The organism is Streptomyces chromofuscus (genome assembly GCF_015160875.1).
GTDB lineage: Bacteria > Actinomycetota > Actinomycetes > Streptomycetales > Streptomycetaceae > Streptomyces > Streptomyces chromofuscus.
Genome location: NZ_CP063374.1, coordinates 4,965,281 through 4,978,901, shown reverse-complemented (window position 1 = coordinate 4,978,901; position 13,621 = coordinate 4,965,281). Strand labels below are relative to the sequence as shown.

General features: G+C 70.4%; 11 protein-coding genes. 1 reads left to right on the top strand and 10 read right to left on the bottom strand.

Features of this window, described 5'->3' with window-relative positions; genetic code table 11:
• Positions 1-628: 628 nt before the first annotated feature.
• The 8 genes from IPT68_RS22530 to IPT68_RS22495 all read right to left on the bottom strand — a co-directional run bounded on the left by IPT68_RS22530 (position 629) and on the right by IPT68_RS22495 (position 10,473).
• The gene (locus IPT68_RS22530; protein WP_189700980.1) at positions 629-1,906 is read right to left on the bottom strand and encodes a thymidine phosphorylase; all 1,278 of its coding nucleotides are present in this window, start codon (positions 1,904-1,906) and stop codon (positions 629-631) included.
• A gap of 75 nt (positions 1,907-1,981) precedes the next feature.
• Positions 1,982-2,326: a cytidine deaminase gene (locus IPT68_RS22525; protein ID WP_229818474.1), complete on the bottom strand. Its 345-nt coding sequence runs from the start codon at positions 2,324-2,326 to the stop codon at positions 1,982-1,984.
• 53 nt (positions 2,327-2,379) lie between these two features.
• A complete protein-coding gene (locus tag IPT68_RS22520; RefSeq protein WP_189700893.1) occupies positions 2,380-3,645 on the bottom strand; it encodes an ABC transporter permease in 1,266 nt (421 codons plus the stop codon).
• A complete protein-coding gene (locus IPT68_RS22515; protein ID WP_189700894.1) occupies positions 3,642-4,760 on the bottom strand; it encodes an ABC transporter permease in 1,119 nt (372 codons plus the stop codon). Before IPT68_RS22515 ends, IPT68_RS22520 begins: the two co-directional genes overlap by 4 nt.
• On the bottom strand, positions 4,760-6,382 hold the full coding sequence (locus IPT68_RS22510) for an ABC transporter ATP-binding protein (protein WP_189700895.1): 1,623 nt from the start codon (positions 6,380-6,382) through the stop codon (positions 4,760-4,762). Before IPT68_RS22510 ends, IPT68_RS22515 begins: the two co-directional genes overlap by 1 nt.
• A gap of 152 nt (positions 6,383-6,534) precedes the next feature.
• Positions 6,535-7,584, bottom strand: a complete 1,050-nt coding sequence (locus IPT68_RS22505) for a BMP family lipoprotein (RefSeq protein ID WP_189700896.1) — start codon at positions 7,582-7,584, stop codon at positions 6,535-6,537.
• Positions 7,585-7,846: 262 nt separating this feature from the next.
• Positions 7,847-8,899, bottom strand: coding sequence for a BMP family lipoprotein (locus tag IPT68_RS22500; protein ID WP_189700897.1), 1,053 nt, complete (start codon positions 8,897-8,899; stop codon positions 7,847-7,849).
• Positions 8,900-9,225: 326 nt separating this feature from the next.
• Positions 9,226-10,473, bottom strand: coding sequence for an amidohydrolase (locus IPT68_RS22495; protein ID WP_189700981.1), 1,248 nt, complete (start codon positions 10,471-10,473; stop codon positions 9,226-9,228).
• Positions 10,474-10,739: 266 nt separating this feature from the next.
• Between IPT68_RS22495 and IPT68_RS22490 the strand changes: the two genes are divergently transcribed.
• On the top strand, positions 10,740-11,399 hold the full coding sequence (locus IPT68_RS22490) for a class I SAM-dependent DNA methyltransferase (RefSeq protein ID WP_373300715.1): 660 nt from the start codon (positions 10,740-10,742) through the stop codon (positions 11,397-11,399).
• 145 nt (positions 11,400-11,544) lie between these two features.
• On the opposite strand, the gene IPT68_RS22485 is transcribed toward IPT68_RS22490, so the two are convergent.
• Both IPT68_RS22485 and IPT68_RS22480 read right to left on the bottom strand, forming a co-directional pair.
• Complete coding sequence (locus tag IPT68_RS22485) at positions 11,545-12,609, bottom strand: hypothetical protein (RefSeq protein WP_189700898.1); 1,065 nt, start codon at positions 12,607-12,609, stop codon at positions 11,545-11,547.
• Positions 12,610-12,668: 59 nt separating this feature from the next.
• Positions 12,669-13,607, bottom strand: a complete 939-nt coding sequence (locus tag IPT68_RS22480; protein ID WP_189700899.1) for an N-acetylneuraminate synthase family protein — start codon at positions 13,605-13,607, stop codon at positions 12,669-12,671.
• Positions 13,608-13,621: the final 14 nt, after the last annotated feature.

The window sequence follows — 13,621 nt, the reverse complement described above, 5'->3', positions numbered from 1 at the left end:
AGAGGACTCCGCGTCCCTTTCCTCTGGGCTTTCGCCCTGTCGGCGTTCGCTTCTCGGATCATCCTGTCCCGCTGGAGGCTTGGGCCTTTGTTTCCTCCGGCTTACCGGGATCGCTCCCGGACTCCAACGGGGTTTCCACGTTCCACTCCCACAAGATGCGACCGGGGTGGGCTCCCTCTTAATCCCGGGCCCGACGGTGTCCTCCCCCTTCGACGCCAATCTTCAGGGGTCGTCATGCGCTCTTCCACGCCAGGGCCTATTCGCCGCCGACAGCTCACCATCGACGCGGCAGAGGAGCTACGAGACTTCATCAAGGGTTCATTCGCATTAGCCCGTCCGGTCTTCCCCTCGCCTGTTGCGGCCCGATGGCCGTGCCGCTCTTGGGCTTGCGCTTCCGGCTTCACACCCCGCCGTTGCCAGCGGCGCATGCGGAAGTGGGGACGGACCTTGGACACTGGTCCGGGATGACCTGCTCATGACCTTCTTTCCTCGTACAGGCCATCCACTTGGGTGGAGCGACTTCGTGTCGCACTGGCGGTCTCCTATCGGTGCGTCACCGATCCCAGCATGCCGAACGGGACCGATGGCGGTCCACCGATCCCGTTCACCCGAAAGGAGAAACCCCAGGTCAGGCGATACGTTCCAGCACCACGGGGGACGGCGTGAAGGCCGTGCCGGGGGCCGCGATGCCGTACGAACCCTCCACCGCCTCCAGGGCGTACTCGAAGCGCTCCGGCGTGTCGGTGTGCAGGGTCAGCAGGGGCCGGCCCTCGGTCACCGTGTCGCCGGGCTTCGCGTGCAGCTCGACGCCCGCGGCGGCCTGCACCGGGTCCTCCTTGCGGGCGCGTCCGGCGCCCAGACGCCAGGCGGCGACGCCGATGTCGTAGGCGTCGAGACGGGTCAGGACACCGGAGGACGGGGCCGTGATCACGTGCTGCTCCCGCGACGTGGGCAGCGGGGCGTCCGGGTCGCCGCCCTGGGCCGCGATCATCCGGCGCCAGACGTCCATCGCCGAGCCGTCGGCCAGCGCCTTCGCCGGGTCGGCGTCGCGCACGCCCGCCGCGTCCAGCATCTCGCGGGCCAGGGCGAGGGTCAGCTCCACCACGTCCGCGGGGCCGCCGCCCGCCAGGACCTCCACCGACTCGCGGACCTCCAGCGCGTTGCCCGCGGTCAGGCCCAGCGGCGTCGACATGTCCGTCAGCAGGGCCACCGTCCTGACGCCGTGGTCCGTGCCGAGGCCCACCATGGTCGACGCCAGTTCCCGCGCGTCCTCGATCGTCTTCATGAAGGCGCCCGTGCCCACCTTCACGTCCAGGACCAGCGCGCCGGTGCCCTCCGCGATCTTCTTGGACATGATGGAGGAGGCGATCAGCGGAATCGCCTCGACCGTGCCCGTGACGTCCCGCAGCGCGTACAGCTTCTTGTCCGCCGGTGCCAGGCCGTCGCCCGCCGCGCAGATCACCGCGCCGGTCGTGTCCAGGACGTTGAGCATCTCCTCGTTCGACAGCAGCGCGCGCCAGCCCGGGATCGACTCCAGCTTGTCGAGCGTGCCGCCGGTGTGGCCGAGGCCGCGGCCGGACAGCTGGGGAACCGCCGCGCCGCAGGCGGCGACCAGGGGCGCCAGCGGCAGGGTGATCTTGTCGCCGACGCCGCCCGTGGAGTGCTTGTCCGCCGTGGGGCGGGACAGGGACGAGAAGTCCATGCGCTCGCCGGAGGCGATCATCGCCGCGGTCCAGCGGGCGATCTCACGGCGGTTCATGCCGTTGAGCAGGATGGCCATCGCGAGCGCCGACATCTGCTCGTCGGCCACCTCGCCGCGCGTGTACGCGTCGACGACCCAGTCGATCTGCTCGTCGCTGAGCTCACCGCGGTCCCGCTTGGTGCGGATGACGGAGATGGCGTCCATGGCCATGCTGGCTTTCCTTCCGGGGATGGCGAAGAGTACGGCCCCTGCGGATCGGGGTCCCAGGGGCCGTACGGGTTACGCGGAGAGGTGCCCCGGCCCGAAGGCCTGGGGCAGCATCTCCGACAGCGGCAGGATGCCCGCCGGGGTGTCCAGCAGCAGCTCCGGCCCGCCGAACTCGTACAGCAGCTGGCGGCAGCGACCGCACGGGACGAGGAGTGCGCCCCGGCCGTCCACGCAGGTGAAGTGCGTGAGCCGGCCGCCACCGGAGCGCTGCAACTCCGAGACCAGCCCGCACTCGGCGCACAGGGACAGGCCGTACGAGGCGTTCTCGACGTTGCAGCCGCTGATCGTTCGCCCGTCGTCGACCAGGGCGGCGACCCCGACGGGGTAGCCGGAGTAGGGGGCGTACGCGTGGCTCATGGCCTCGCGGGCCACGGTGCGCAGCGCCTCCCAGTCGACGTCGGCCGTCGGCGTCACTTGCCTTGTCCCTTCCGGTACGGCAGACCGTCCGCCTTCGGCATCCGCAGCCGCTGGGCGGAGAGGGCCAGGACGACGAGGGTGATGACGTACGGCGTGGCGGAGACGACCTGGTTGGGGACCTCGTCGGTGGTGGCGTACCAGGCGAAGACCAGGGCGCCGACGACCAGGGTGATCAGGGCGTTGACGTACTTCTTGCGGATCACCAGCCAGACGGCGCCGATGACCAGCAGCAGCGCGCCGAGCAGCAGCAGGGCGTGGACGTTCTCGGAGCCGCCGCGCAGGTTGAGGCTGTCGGTGTAGCCGAACAGACCGGCGCCGACGGCGAGTCCGCCCGGCATCCAGTTACCGAAGATCATCGCGGCGAGGCCGATGTAACCGCGGCCGCTGACCTGGCCCTCGAGGTAGAAGGGGTTGGCGACGATGGAGAGGAAGACACCGCCGAGGCCGGCCAGGCCGCCGGAGATGACGACCGCCAGATACTTGTACTTGTACACGTTGACGCCGAGCGACTCGGCCGCGACCGGGTTCTCGCCGCAGGAGCGCAGGCGCAGGCCGAACGCGGTGCGCCACAGGATCCACCAGGTGGCGGGGACCAGGGCGATGGCGATCAGGGTCAGCCAGGAGACGTTGGTGACCAGGCCGCCGAGCAGGCCCGCTATGTCGGAGATCAGGAACCAGCCCTGGTCGTTGAGCTCCTTGAGGCCGTCGGAGAGACCCGGCACCGTGAAGTTGCCGAGGGACTCCACCGCCGGGGACTGCTTGGCGGAGCCGCCCGCGTGCCCCTCGAAGGCGAGGGGGGCCAGGTAGCGGGTGGCGCCGAGGGCGAGGATGTTGATGGCCACACCGGAGACGATGTGGTTGACGTTGAAGGTGACGGTCACGAAGGCGTGCAGCAGGCCGCCGAGGCAGCCACCGATGATGCCGACCAGGACACCGGTCCACGGGCCCCACTGGAAGCCGGCCCAGGCGCCGAACCAGGTGCCGAGGATCATCATGCCCTCGAGGCCGATGTTGACCACGCCCGCGCGCTCGGCCCACAGGCCGCCGAGACCGGCGAGGCCGATCGGCACGGCGAGCTGGAGGGCGGTGGACATCTGGCTGACGTTGGTGATGCCGTCGGCGCCGGTGATGATGCGGACCAGCGAGGTCAGCGCCAGCGCTCCGGCGATGACCAGCAGCAGGACGGGCCACGACAGGCGGCGGCCGGTCGGCGCCGCGGGCTGCAGCGTGGGCTGGTTGACGTCGGTCGCGGTGGTCATCGGCCAGCCACCTCCTTCGTGTTGTGGGCGCCGAGCACGTGACCGGCGGCGAGTTCGGCGCCGACCCGGCGCTGCTGGCGGCGCAGACCCCATTCGCGGACGGCCTCGTAGGAGACGACGACCGACAGCACGATCAGGCCCTGCATGATGACCGCGATCTCCTTGTCGTAGCCGTGGAAGTCCAGCTCGGGCGACGCCTTGTCGAGCCAGGCCCACAGCAGGGCGGCGAACGCGATGCCGACCGGGCTGTTCCGGCCGAGCAGGGCGATGCCGATGCCCAGGAAGCCGATGCCGGTGGGGAAGTTGAGGCTGTAGGTGTGGGTGTCGCCGAGCAGGATCGGCAGGCCCGCGAGACCGGCGATGGCGCCGGAGATCAGCATGGCGGTCAGCGTCATCCGCTTGGGGTCCACGCCGGAGGCCGCGGCGGCGCTCTCGGAGGCGCCGGAGGCGCGCAGGTCGAAGCCGAAGCGGGTGCGGTTGAGGACGACCCAGTAGCCGATGCCGAGGAGCACGGCGAGGACGACCAGGCCGTAGATCTCGCCGGCCGGGCCCATGTCGATGCCGGGCACCCAGCCGGAGGAGTGCATCTCGCCGGTGGTGTTGTTGTTGCCGACCTTGACGCCGAAGACGGTCGGCAGCCACAGGTAGCCGATGACGGAGGTGGCGATCGCGTTGAGCATGATCGTCGCCACGACCTCGCTGACGCCCCGGGTGACCTTCAGGACACCGGCGATGCCGGCCCAGAAGGCGCCGGTGAACAGGGCGGTGAGGAGCAGCAGCGGGATCTGGATCGCGGCCGGCAGGTTCATGTGGGCGCCGACGATGGCGGCCATCATGGCGGCGAGCTGGTACTGGCCGTCGACACCGATGTTGAACAGGTTCATCCGGAAGCCGATGGCCACCGCCAGCGCGGCGATGTAGTACAGCGAGGCCTGGTTGATGATCAGGACCTGGATGTCGGAGAAACCGAGCTGCTCAAACATCAGGGCGAACGGCTCGACCGGGTTCTTGCCGGAGGCGATCAGCACGATCGCGCTCAGCACGAAGGCCACGGCGAGCGCGATGACCGGGCCGGCCACCGCGAGGAGCACGCGCTCCTTGTCGAACTTCTTCATCAGCGGGCCTCGTCTTCCCCAGCCTCGGGAGACTTGCGGATCTCGGGGGTCTCTTCGTGTTCCAGGTGGCCGGTGGCGGCACCCGTCATGGCGGAGCCCAGCTCCTCCGGGGTGATGGTGGCCGGGTCTGCGTCGGCGACCAGCCGGCCGTTGTAGATCACCCGGAGCGTGTCGGACAGGCCGATCAGCTCGTCGAGGTCGGCGGAGATCAGCAGCACGGCCAGGCCCTCGCGGCGGGCCTGCCGGATGTGGTCCCAGATCGCGGCCTGCGCGCCGACGTCCACACCGCGGGTGGGGTGCGCGGCGATGAGGAAGCGCGGCTTGTGGCTCATCTCGCGGCCGACGATCAGCTTCTGCTGGTTGCCGCCGGACAGCGAGGCGGCCGTGACGTCGATGCCGGGGGTGCGGACGTCGTACGCCTCGACGATCCGGCGGGTGTCCTCCTGCGCGGCCTTCGGGTCCAGCCACACGCCCTTGGCGTTCGGCTTCTCGGTGACGTGACCGAGGATGCGGTTCTCCCAGAGGGGGGCCTCCAGGAGCAGGCCGTGGCGGTGGCGGTCCTCCGGGATGTAGCCGACGCCCTGCTCGCGGCGCTTGCGCGTCGGCCAGGCGGTGACCTCCTCGCCGGCCAGCGTGATCGTGCCGGAGTCGGCGTGCTTGAGGCCGATCAGCGCGTCGACCAGCTCGGTCTGGCCGTTGCCCTCGACGCCGGCGATGCCCAGGACCTCGCCCGCGTGGATGGTGAAGGTGATGTCGTCGAGGATCGCCTTGCCGCCGGGCGCCTCCAGGCGCAGCTTGTCGACGCCGAGCACCGGACGGTCGGTGACCGTGGACTCGGCGGTCTCCGGCGTCGGCAGCTCGCTGCCGACCATCATCTCGGCGAGCTGGCGCGGGGTGGTCTCGGCGGGGACGGCCGTGCCGACCGTCGTGCCGCGGCGGATGACGGTGATCTCGTCGGCGACGGAGAGCACCTCGCCCAGCTTGTGCGAGATGAAGATGACGGACAGGCCCTCGGACTTCAGCTCCCGCAGGTTGGCGAAGAGCGCGTCCACCTCCTGCGGCACGAGCACGGCGGTCGGCTCGTCGAGGATCAGCGTGGTGGCGCCGCGGTAGAGGACCTTGAGGATCTCCACGCGCTGGCGGGCGGCGACGCCGAGCTCCTCGACCAGGACGTCGGGGCGGACGCCGAGGCCGTAGCGGTCGGAGATCTCCTGGATCCTGCGCCGGGCCTTGGCGCCGATGCCGTACAGCTTCTCGCTGCCGAGGACCACGTTCTCCAGCACGGTGAGGTTGTCGGCCAGCATGAAGTGCTGGTGCACCATGCCGATGCCACGCGCGATGGCGTCGGCCGGGCTGTGCAGGGTGACCTGCTCGCCGTCGAGGGAGATGGTTCCCTCGTCCGGCTTCTGCATGCCGTAGAGGATCTTCATCAGCGTCGACTTGCCGGCGCCGTTCTCACCGACGAGCGCGTGCACGGTGCCCTTGCGGACGCTGAGGTGGATGTCGTGGTTGGCCACGACGCCCGGGAAACGCTTGGTGATCCCGGCGAGTTCGACGGCGGTCGCCTGACCGTGGACCGCCGCTCCGGCCGGAGGGCTGCTGGACGCGTTGATGGCGCACACTCCTGGGGACGGGGGTCGTCTACGCGCGTAGCGCCCCTACGGCATACAAAGCGGGGTGACGCTCCGGGACAACGGGGTACGGGGAGAAAGCCTCCCCGCACCCCGTTGAGCGGACGTAACCCCGCGGTTACCGACTGCTCGGCAACTGCTTGTCAGCTGCTCTTGACCTTGATCTCGCCGTTGATGATCTTCTCCTTCGCCGCTTCGATGGCTTCCTGGAGCTCGGCGTCGTCCGCGAACTTCGGGTTCGAGTCCGCGAGGCCCACCTCACCGGTCTTCAGATCGCCCCTGACGATACCGGTCTCCGGCTTGCCGTCCTCCACCGACTTCGCAAGGTTGTAGACGGCCTTGGCGACGTCCTTCGTGGCGGAGGTGAGGATGCTGTCCTTGTACTTGGCGAGGGCTTCCTGCTTGTACTGGTCGGAGTCGACGCCGATCGCCCACACCTTGTTGGCGGCGGCGGCCTCGATCACGCCCTGACCGGACAGACCGGCCGCCGCGTAGACGACGTCGGCCTTCTTCTCGATCTGGCCCTCGGCGGCCGTCTTGCCCTTGTCGGGGCTGGAGAAGCCACCCTCCTCGGCGGTCTGCGTCAGGTACTGGGAGAGGACCTTGACCTTCGGGTCGGTGTCCTTGACGCCCTGCTCGAAGCCCGCCTGGAACTTGTGGATCAGCGGGATGTCCACGCCGCCCACGAAGCCGACGACGTCGGTCTTGGTGCTCTTGGCGGCGGCCACACCGGCCAGGTACGAGGCCTCCTCCTCGGAGAAGACCAGGTCGGCCACGTTGTCGGCCTGGACCTGGGAGTCGTCGACGATGCCGAAGGTGGTGTCGGGGTACTTGGCCGCGACCTCCTCGACGGCCGGCGCGTACGCGTAGCCGACGCCGATCACCGGGTTGTAGCCCTGCTTCGCCAGCGAGGCCAGGCGCTGCGCCTTGTCGGCGTCCGTCTCGCCCTCGGTGGGCTCGATGTCGGCCGTCTCATACTTGAACTCGTTCTTCGCCCGCTCCAGGCCCGCGTAGGCGGCGTCGTTGAAGGACTGGTCGCCCTTGCCGCCGACGTCGTAGGCGATGGCGAGGCCCTTGTCGCCCTGCGACTCGGCGGACGAGCTGTCGGTGGAGGTGCCGCCGCAGGCGGAGAGGACGAGGGCGAGGGATGCGGTCGCTGCGCCTGCGACCGCTATGCGGGAAACCCGGCGCATGTGTGGTGCTCCTGTCGTACAAGCGCCGTACGGTTCGGCTTCGGCGCTGGCTTCGCCGCAGATTAACGCGCGTAGACCAACCTGAAAACCCCTTCTGTCCACCTTGTTATGCGGCCGTGGCCAACGACACTCGGGCCCCAGGTCGGAGCATTGCCACCCGCAAAGAGCCCGCCGGGCGCCGGGGCGACGAAGCGGGCGGGTGTCCGCGACACCCGCCCGCTTCGTACGAATCTGCCCGTTTCGCCTGCTCAGGCGCCGGGAGCTACTCGGTCCGGACCTTGATCGAGCCGCCGATGATGCCTTCCTTGGCCTTCTCCACGGCGTCCTGCAGGCCCGCGATCTTGGCGAACTCCGGGTTGCTGTCGGACAGGCCCACGCCGTCCACCTTCAGGTCGAAGGTCTTGACACCGCTCAGCGGCTTGCCGCCCTCGACGGACTTCGCCAGCTCGTACACCGCACCGCCGACGTCCTTCAGCGCGGACGTGAGGATGTAGTCCTTGTAGGACGCCAGCGCCTCCTGCTCGTACTGGTCGGAGTCGACGCCGATCGCCCAGACCTTGGCCTTCGCGGCGGCCTCGATCACGCCCTGCCCGGACAGGCCGGCCGCCTGGTACACGACGTCGGCCTTCTTCTCGATCTGGCCCTCGGCGGCGGCCTTGCCCTTGTCGGGGCTGGAGAAGCCACCCTCCTCGGCGGTCTGCGTCAGGTACTGCGACAGGACCTTGACCTTGCCGCCGCTGGTGTCCTCGACGCCCTGCTCGAAGCCGGCCTCGAACTTGTGGATCAGCGGGATGTCCACGCCGCCGATGAAGCCGACCGTGTTGGTCTTGGTCGCCTTGGCGGCGGCGACGCCGGCGAGGTAGGAGGCCTGCTCCTCGGCGAAGACGAGGGAGGCGACGTTGTCGCCCTCGACGACCGAGTCCACGATGCCGAAGGTGGTGTCCGGGTACTTCGAGGCGACGGCCTTCATCGCCGGGCCGTAGGCGAAGCCCACGCCGATGACCGGGTTGTAGCCCTGGCGGGCGAGCGACGCCAGGCGCTGCTCCTTGTCGGCGTCGGTCTCGCCCTCGGTGGGCTCGATGTCGGCGGTCTTGTAGCCGTACTCGTCCGCGGCCTTCTGCAGTCCGGCGTACGCGGCGTCGTTGAAGGACTGGTCGCCCTTGCCGCCGATGTCGTAGGCGATCGCGAGACCGAGGTCCTCCTTGGAACCACTGTCTCCGCCGCTGTCACCGCTGGTACCGCCGCAGGCCGTGACGGCGAGCGCGAGCGACGCGACCCCCACCGCGACGCGGGTCAGGTTGGATATCCGACGCATCTGAAGTTCCCCATTCTCCAAAGCCCCGCAGTGGGTGCTCGGTTCGGCGCACATTAACGCGCGTAGACACTCCTGGGAACGGGGTTCTGCATGGCCGTTATCCATTCGTGCCGGTGGCCGGTTACGTCCTTGTGAACCACCGGCTCGAATGGTGCGCACCTGGGGCGATCCCGGCGTGCTTCAGGGCAGGCCCGACCGCTACCCGCACAAGGCTGCCCCGGCCGGGCGGGGGCCCAACCGGAAAGAACCCTTACCGCGGGAGGCGCACCGGGGGAACGGAGAGGCGCACCGGGGGAACGGGTGGCTCGCCCGTTCCCGTCCGGCCGCTACCGGCCCGCGTCCAGCAGGGCCGCCGCCGTGAACAGCTCCACGCCCACCGTGATCGCCGACTCGTCCACGTCGAAGTCGCCCTGGTGCAGGTCGCGGACGGTGCGTTCGCCCGGGGTGCGGACGCCGAGCCGGGCCATCGCGCCGGGGACCTGCTCCAGGTACCAGGAGAAGTCCTCGCCGCCGAGGCTCTGGTCGGTGGCCTCCACCGACTCGGGGCCGCGGCGTGCGGTCATGGCGTCGTTGAGCAGCTCGGTGACGCCCGGCTCGTTGACGACGGGTGGGACGCCGCGGACGTAGTTGATCTCCGACTTGGCCCGGTGCAGGTTGGCCACCTCGTCGATCGCCGCGTGGACGATGTCGGGGGCCTCCCGCCACGCCTCCATGTCCAGGCACCGCACGGTTCCGGACAGCTCGGCGTGCTGCGGGATGACGTTCGGGGCGTGCCCCGACTCGATGCGTCCCCAGGTCACCGCCAGGCCGCTGCGGGTGTCGACGCGGCGCGCGACCAGCGCGGGCACGTCGGTCACCACACGGGCGACGGCGGTCACCAGGTCGGTGGTCAGGTGCGGGCGGGCGGTGTGGCCGCCGGGGCCGTCCAGCGCGATCTCCAGGCGGTCGCAGGCGGAGGTGATCGGGCCCTCGCGCAGGCCGATCTTGCCGGCGTCCACCCGGGGGTCGCAGTGCACGGCGATCATCCGCTTCACCCCGTCGAGCACCCCGCAGTCGATGGCGTCGGCGGCACCGCCGGGCAGCACCTCCTCGGCGGGCTGGAACACCAGCCGCACCGGCTGCGGCAGCCGCCCCTGCCGGTGCAGGTCGGCGAGGATCAGCCCGGCGCCCAGCACCACGGCGGTGTGCACGTCGTGGCCGCAGGCGTGCGCGCGGTCGGGGACGGTCGAGCGGTAGGGGCACTCGGTCTTGGCGTCCGGGATGGGCAGAGCGTCGATGTCGGCCCGCATGGCGAGTATCTCGGACCCGCCGCGCCGCTGGTCACCGTCGACGCCGATGTCACAGACGAGCCCGGTGCCGGCGGCGAGGACGCGCGGCCGCAGGCCGCCCTTCTCCAGCCGGGCCTTGATCGCGGCGGTCGTACGGAACTCCTGGTTGCCCAGTTCCGGGTGCATGTGCAAGTCGCGACGGAACGCGACGAGTTCGGCACGCAGCGGCTCGGGAAGCCGGCCGGGGAGGGCGGCGCGCGCCGCTCCGGCCGCTTCGAGGAGATCGGCGTCGGACTCCAGTGACATCAGTTGCTTCACCCTCTGAAGGGTAGGACGCCCGGACGGTCAACTGACCTGAGATCAACAAAAGTTCAGCCCGTTAGGGGAAGAAAATCTGGCCGTCGGACGCATAGGTATCGGTCGGGGTGGGTAAACTCGCCCGATTTCCTCGGATCGGGTAGATCACGAGTACCACCCTCTCCTCCACGCATACCACGTCAGACCCCACACGCGCGCATCCGTTCACCTGACGGACCCCCGCGCCACGCGCCCGCCCGGTAGCCTGCGCGACCGTGACCGACGTGGACATGACCTTCCTGGAAGCCACCCGCACCTCGTACGACGCCATCGCCGCCGACTACGCGTCGCGGTTCCCTGACGCCATGGGCGGCGTAGCGCTCGACCGGGCCGTGGTCGGCGCCTTCGCGGAACTGGCCCGCACCCACTCCCCCGCTCCGGTGGCCGACCTGGGCTCCGGCCCCGGCCACGTCACCGCGCTGCTGCACGACCTCGGCCTCCCGGTGTTCGGCGTGGACCTGTCGCCCCGGATGGTGGCCCTGGCCCGTCGCGCGCACCCCGGGCTCCGCTTCCACGAAGGGTCGATGACCGGCCTGGACCTGCCGGACGCGACGCTCGGCGGCATCGCGGCGCTGTACTCGGTCATCCACGTACCCGACGAGCACCTGCCGGCCACGTTCGCCGAGTTCCACCGGGTCCTGCGGCCCGGTGCCCCCGTCCTGCTGTCGTTCCAGACCACCGAAGCGGAGGACCACCTCCACATCTCGGAGCGCTTCGGGCACGAGATCGCGCTCGACTACTACTGGCGTACGCCCGAACAGGTGGAGCAGCTGCTGATCGAGGCCGGGCTCGCACCGTACGCCCGGGTGCGGCGCGAAGCGGACGGGGGGGAGAAGTACGCCAGGGCCTTCCTCCTGGCCCGCAGGCCTCGCTAGCGCCTGCCGGGCCGGTCGCAGGCCCGTTGGGGCCTGCCGGGCCATGGCCGGCCGGGCGCAGGCCCCACCGGCGCCTGCCGGAGCCGGGTCGGCCGGGCCGGCCGGGCGCAGGCCCCACCGGCGCCTGGCCGGGTCGGCCGGGGGCCTATACCGCCTGCACCGCCGACAGCCGGTGCACGTCACGGGCCGTGCCCGTGACGCCGTCCAGGAAACCCTGGGCGCGGGGTGAGGCCGTCCGGGTGAGCCAGTCGGGGTCGATGTCGCAGACCGCCACGCGGACCTCCGTGCCGGCCAGGGCCAACGGGAGGGTGTGGACGACCGTCGAGGGGAAGCTGAGGATGGTGCGGCCCACCGGGCCGCGGCGGGCGATGAGCTCCAGGGGCAGATCGGGGCGGACCACTTCCAGGCCCGTCTCGACCGCCAGCCGGTGGAGCTTCTCGGCGCTCTCCCGGCGGTGCGCGAAGTAGCGGCGGGCGCCGTGGGCCTTGGCGAGGGAGCGCACCGCCTCCAGATAGCGGTCGCCGTCCACCACGCCGGTCTCCACCAGCGAGGTGCCGACCATGTCCGCGCCCTTGGTGATGCGCGGCGGGCCGAAGCGGGCGCGGGTCCAGGCGAATTCGTTGCCGGTGACCTTGACGCCGCCCGGGGCCTCCTCGATCGGCATGGAGGAGAACACCTCGACCCGGCGCTGCCCGCCCGGTGTCAGGCGGCGCCGGGCGGAGGACGACACCGGGGCGAAGAGCAGGTCGCGCGGCCCGGGGCGGGCGCCCCGCCGGTGCCAGCGGACCAGGCGTTCGCCGCGGGCGAGCTGGGTGACGAACTCCATCGTCGCCGTCCCGTCGTCCACGACCACCAGCTCGCGCGCCCGGGTGATCGTCAGCAGCAGTTGCACGTACCGCGAGAACGGGTCGCCCATGACGATCCGTTCCGCGCGGCGCAGCAGCCCCATGAGCCCGCCGATCGTCCGGAAGGGTGCCGACGCGCCGCCGCGCGCCTCCTCCCAGCGGACCTCGTAGCCCTCCTCACGCGCCAGTTCCGCCATCCGCCGCAGCTGACCGCGGGTCATCGGATCGACGGGCGAGAGGACCACGAGCGTGAGCCCCGCGCCGGGGGCGTGGACATGCGCCCACTCCAGCACGTTCAGGAGCTGTACCGGACTCTCGACGAAGGCGAGAGTGTGAGGGCCGGCATTCCCGGCGCGGGGGCTCATCGGCGTACGACCGTCCCGTCGTATGGCTGTATGGGGTGTGTCGGTGTCTGACGCGAAGGTCAGACCTGGACCGGCTCGCCGGCCGCGGCGGCGATCTCCGCCTCGGCGACGACGCCCTGGACGCGGCGCAGCTTCTTCATCGGGCCCAGCTCGGACTCGTAGACCTGCTTGACGCCGTCACCGAGGGAGGCCTCGATGGTGCGGATGTCGCGGACCAGGCGCTGCAGGCCCTGCGGCTCGACGGAGGCGGCCTGGTCGGAGCCCCACATGGCGCGGTCGAGGGTGATGTGGCGCTCGACGAAGGTGGCGCCGAGGGCGACGGCGGCGAGCGTGGTCTGCAGGCCGGTCTCGTGGCCGGAGTAGCCGATCGGGACGTTCGGGTACTCCTTCTCCAGCGTGTTGATCACGCGGAGGTTGAGCTCCTCGGCCTTCGCCGGGTACGTCGAGGTGGCGTGGCAGAGCAGGATGTTGTCGCTGCCCAGGACCTCGACGGCGTGGCGGATCTGCTTCGGCGTCGACATGCCGGTCGAGAGGATGATCGAACGGCCGGTGGCGCGCAGCGCCCTCAGCAGCTCGTCGTCGGTCAGGGACGCGGAGGCGACCTTGTGGGCGGGGACGTCGAACTTCTCCAGGAAGGCGACGGCCTCGGTGTCCCACGGGGAGGCGAACCAGTCGATCCCCTTCTCCTTGCAGTACGCGTCGATCTGGGCGTACTCGTCCTCGCCGAACTCCACGCGGTGGCGGTAGTCGATGTAGGTCATCCGGCCCCAGGGGGTGTCGCGCTCGATGTCCCACTGGTCGCGCGGGGTGCAGATCTCCGGGGTGCGCTTCTGGAACTTGACCGCGTCGCAGCCCGCCTCGGCGGCCACGTCGATGAGCTTGAAGGCGTTCTCGAGCTCGCCGTTGTGGTTGATACCGATCTCGCCGCAGATGTAGACGGGCTTACCGGGGCCGACCTCGCGGGTACCGAAGGTGCGCAGGCGGGAGTTGGTGCTCATGGCAGGAACTTTTC

Excerpts from the sequence above, each read along its gene's own strand:
- IPT68_RS22530 (WP_189700980.1), bottom strand. The coding sequence starts at position 1,906 with ATGGACGCCATCTCCGTCATCCGCACCAAGCGGGACCGCGGTGAGCTC.
- IPT68_RS22525 (WP_229818474.1), bottom strand. The coding sequence starts at position 2,326 with ATGAGCCACGCGTACGCCCCCTACTCCGGCTACCCCGTCGGGGTCGCC.
- IPT68_RS22520 (WP_189700893.1), bottom strand. The coding sequence starts at position 3,645 with ATGACCACCGCGACCGACGTCAACCAGCCCACGCTGCAGCCCGCGGCG.
- IPT68_RS22515 (WP_189700894.1), bottom strand. The coding sequence starts at position 4,760 with ATGAAGAAGTTCGACAAGGAGCGCGTGCTCCTCGCGGTGGCCGGCCCG.
- IPT68_RS22505 (WP_189700896.1), bottom strand. The coding sequence starts at position 7,584 with ATGCGCCGGGTTTCCCGCATAGCGGTCGCAGGCGCAGCGACCGCATCC.
- IPT68_RS22500 (WP_189700897.1), bottom strand. The coding sequence starts at position 8,899 with ATGCGTCGGATATCCAACCTGACCCGCGTCGCGGTGGGGGTCGCGTCG.
- IPT68_RS22495 (WP_189700981.1), bottom strand. The coding sequence starts at position 10,473 with ATGTCACTGGAGTCCGACGCCGATCTCCTCGAAGCGGCCGGAGCGGCG.
- IPT68_RS22485 (WP_189700898.1), bottom strand. The coding sequence starts at position 12,609 with ATGAGCCCCCGCGCCGGGAATGCCGGCCCTCACACTCTCGCCTTCGTC.
- IPT68_RS22480 (WP_189700899.1), bottom strand. The coding sequence starts at position 13,607 with ATGAGCACCAACTCCCGCCTGCGCACCTTCGGTACCCGCGAGGTCGGC.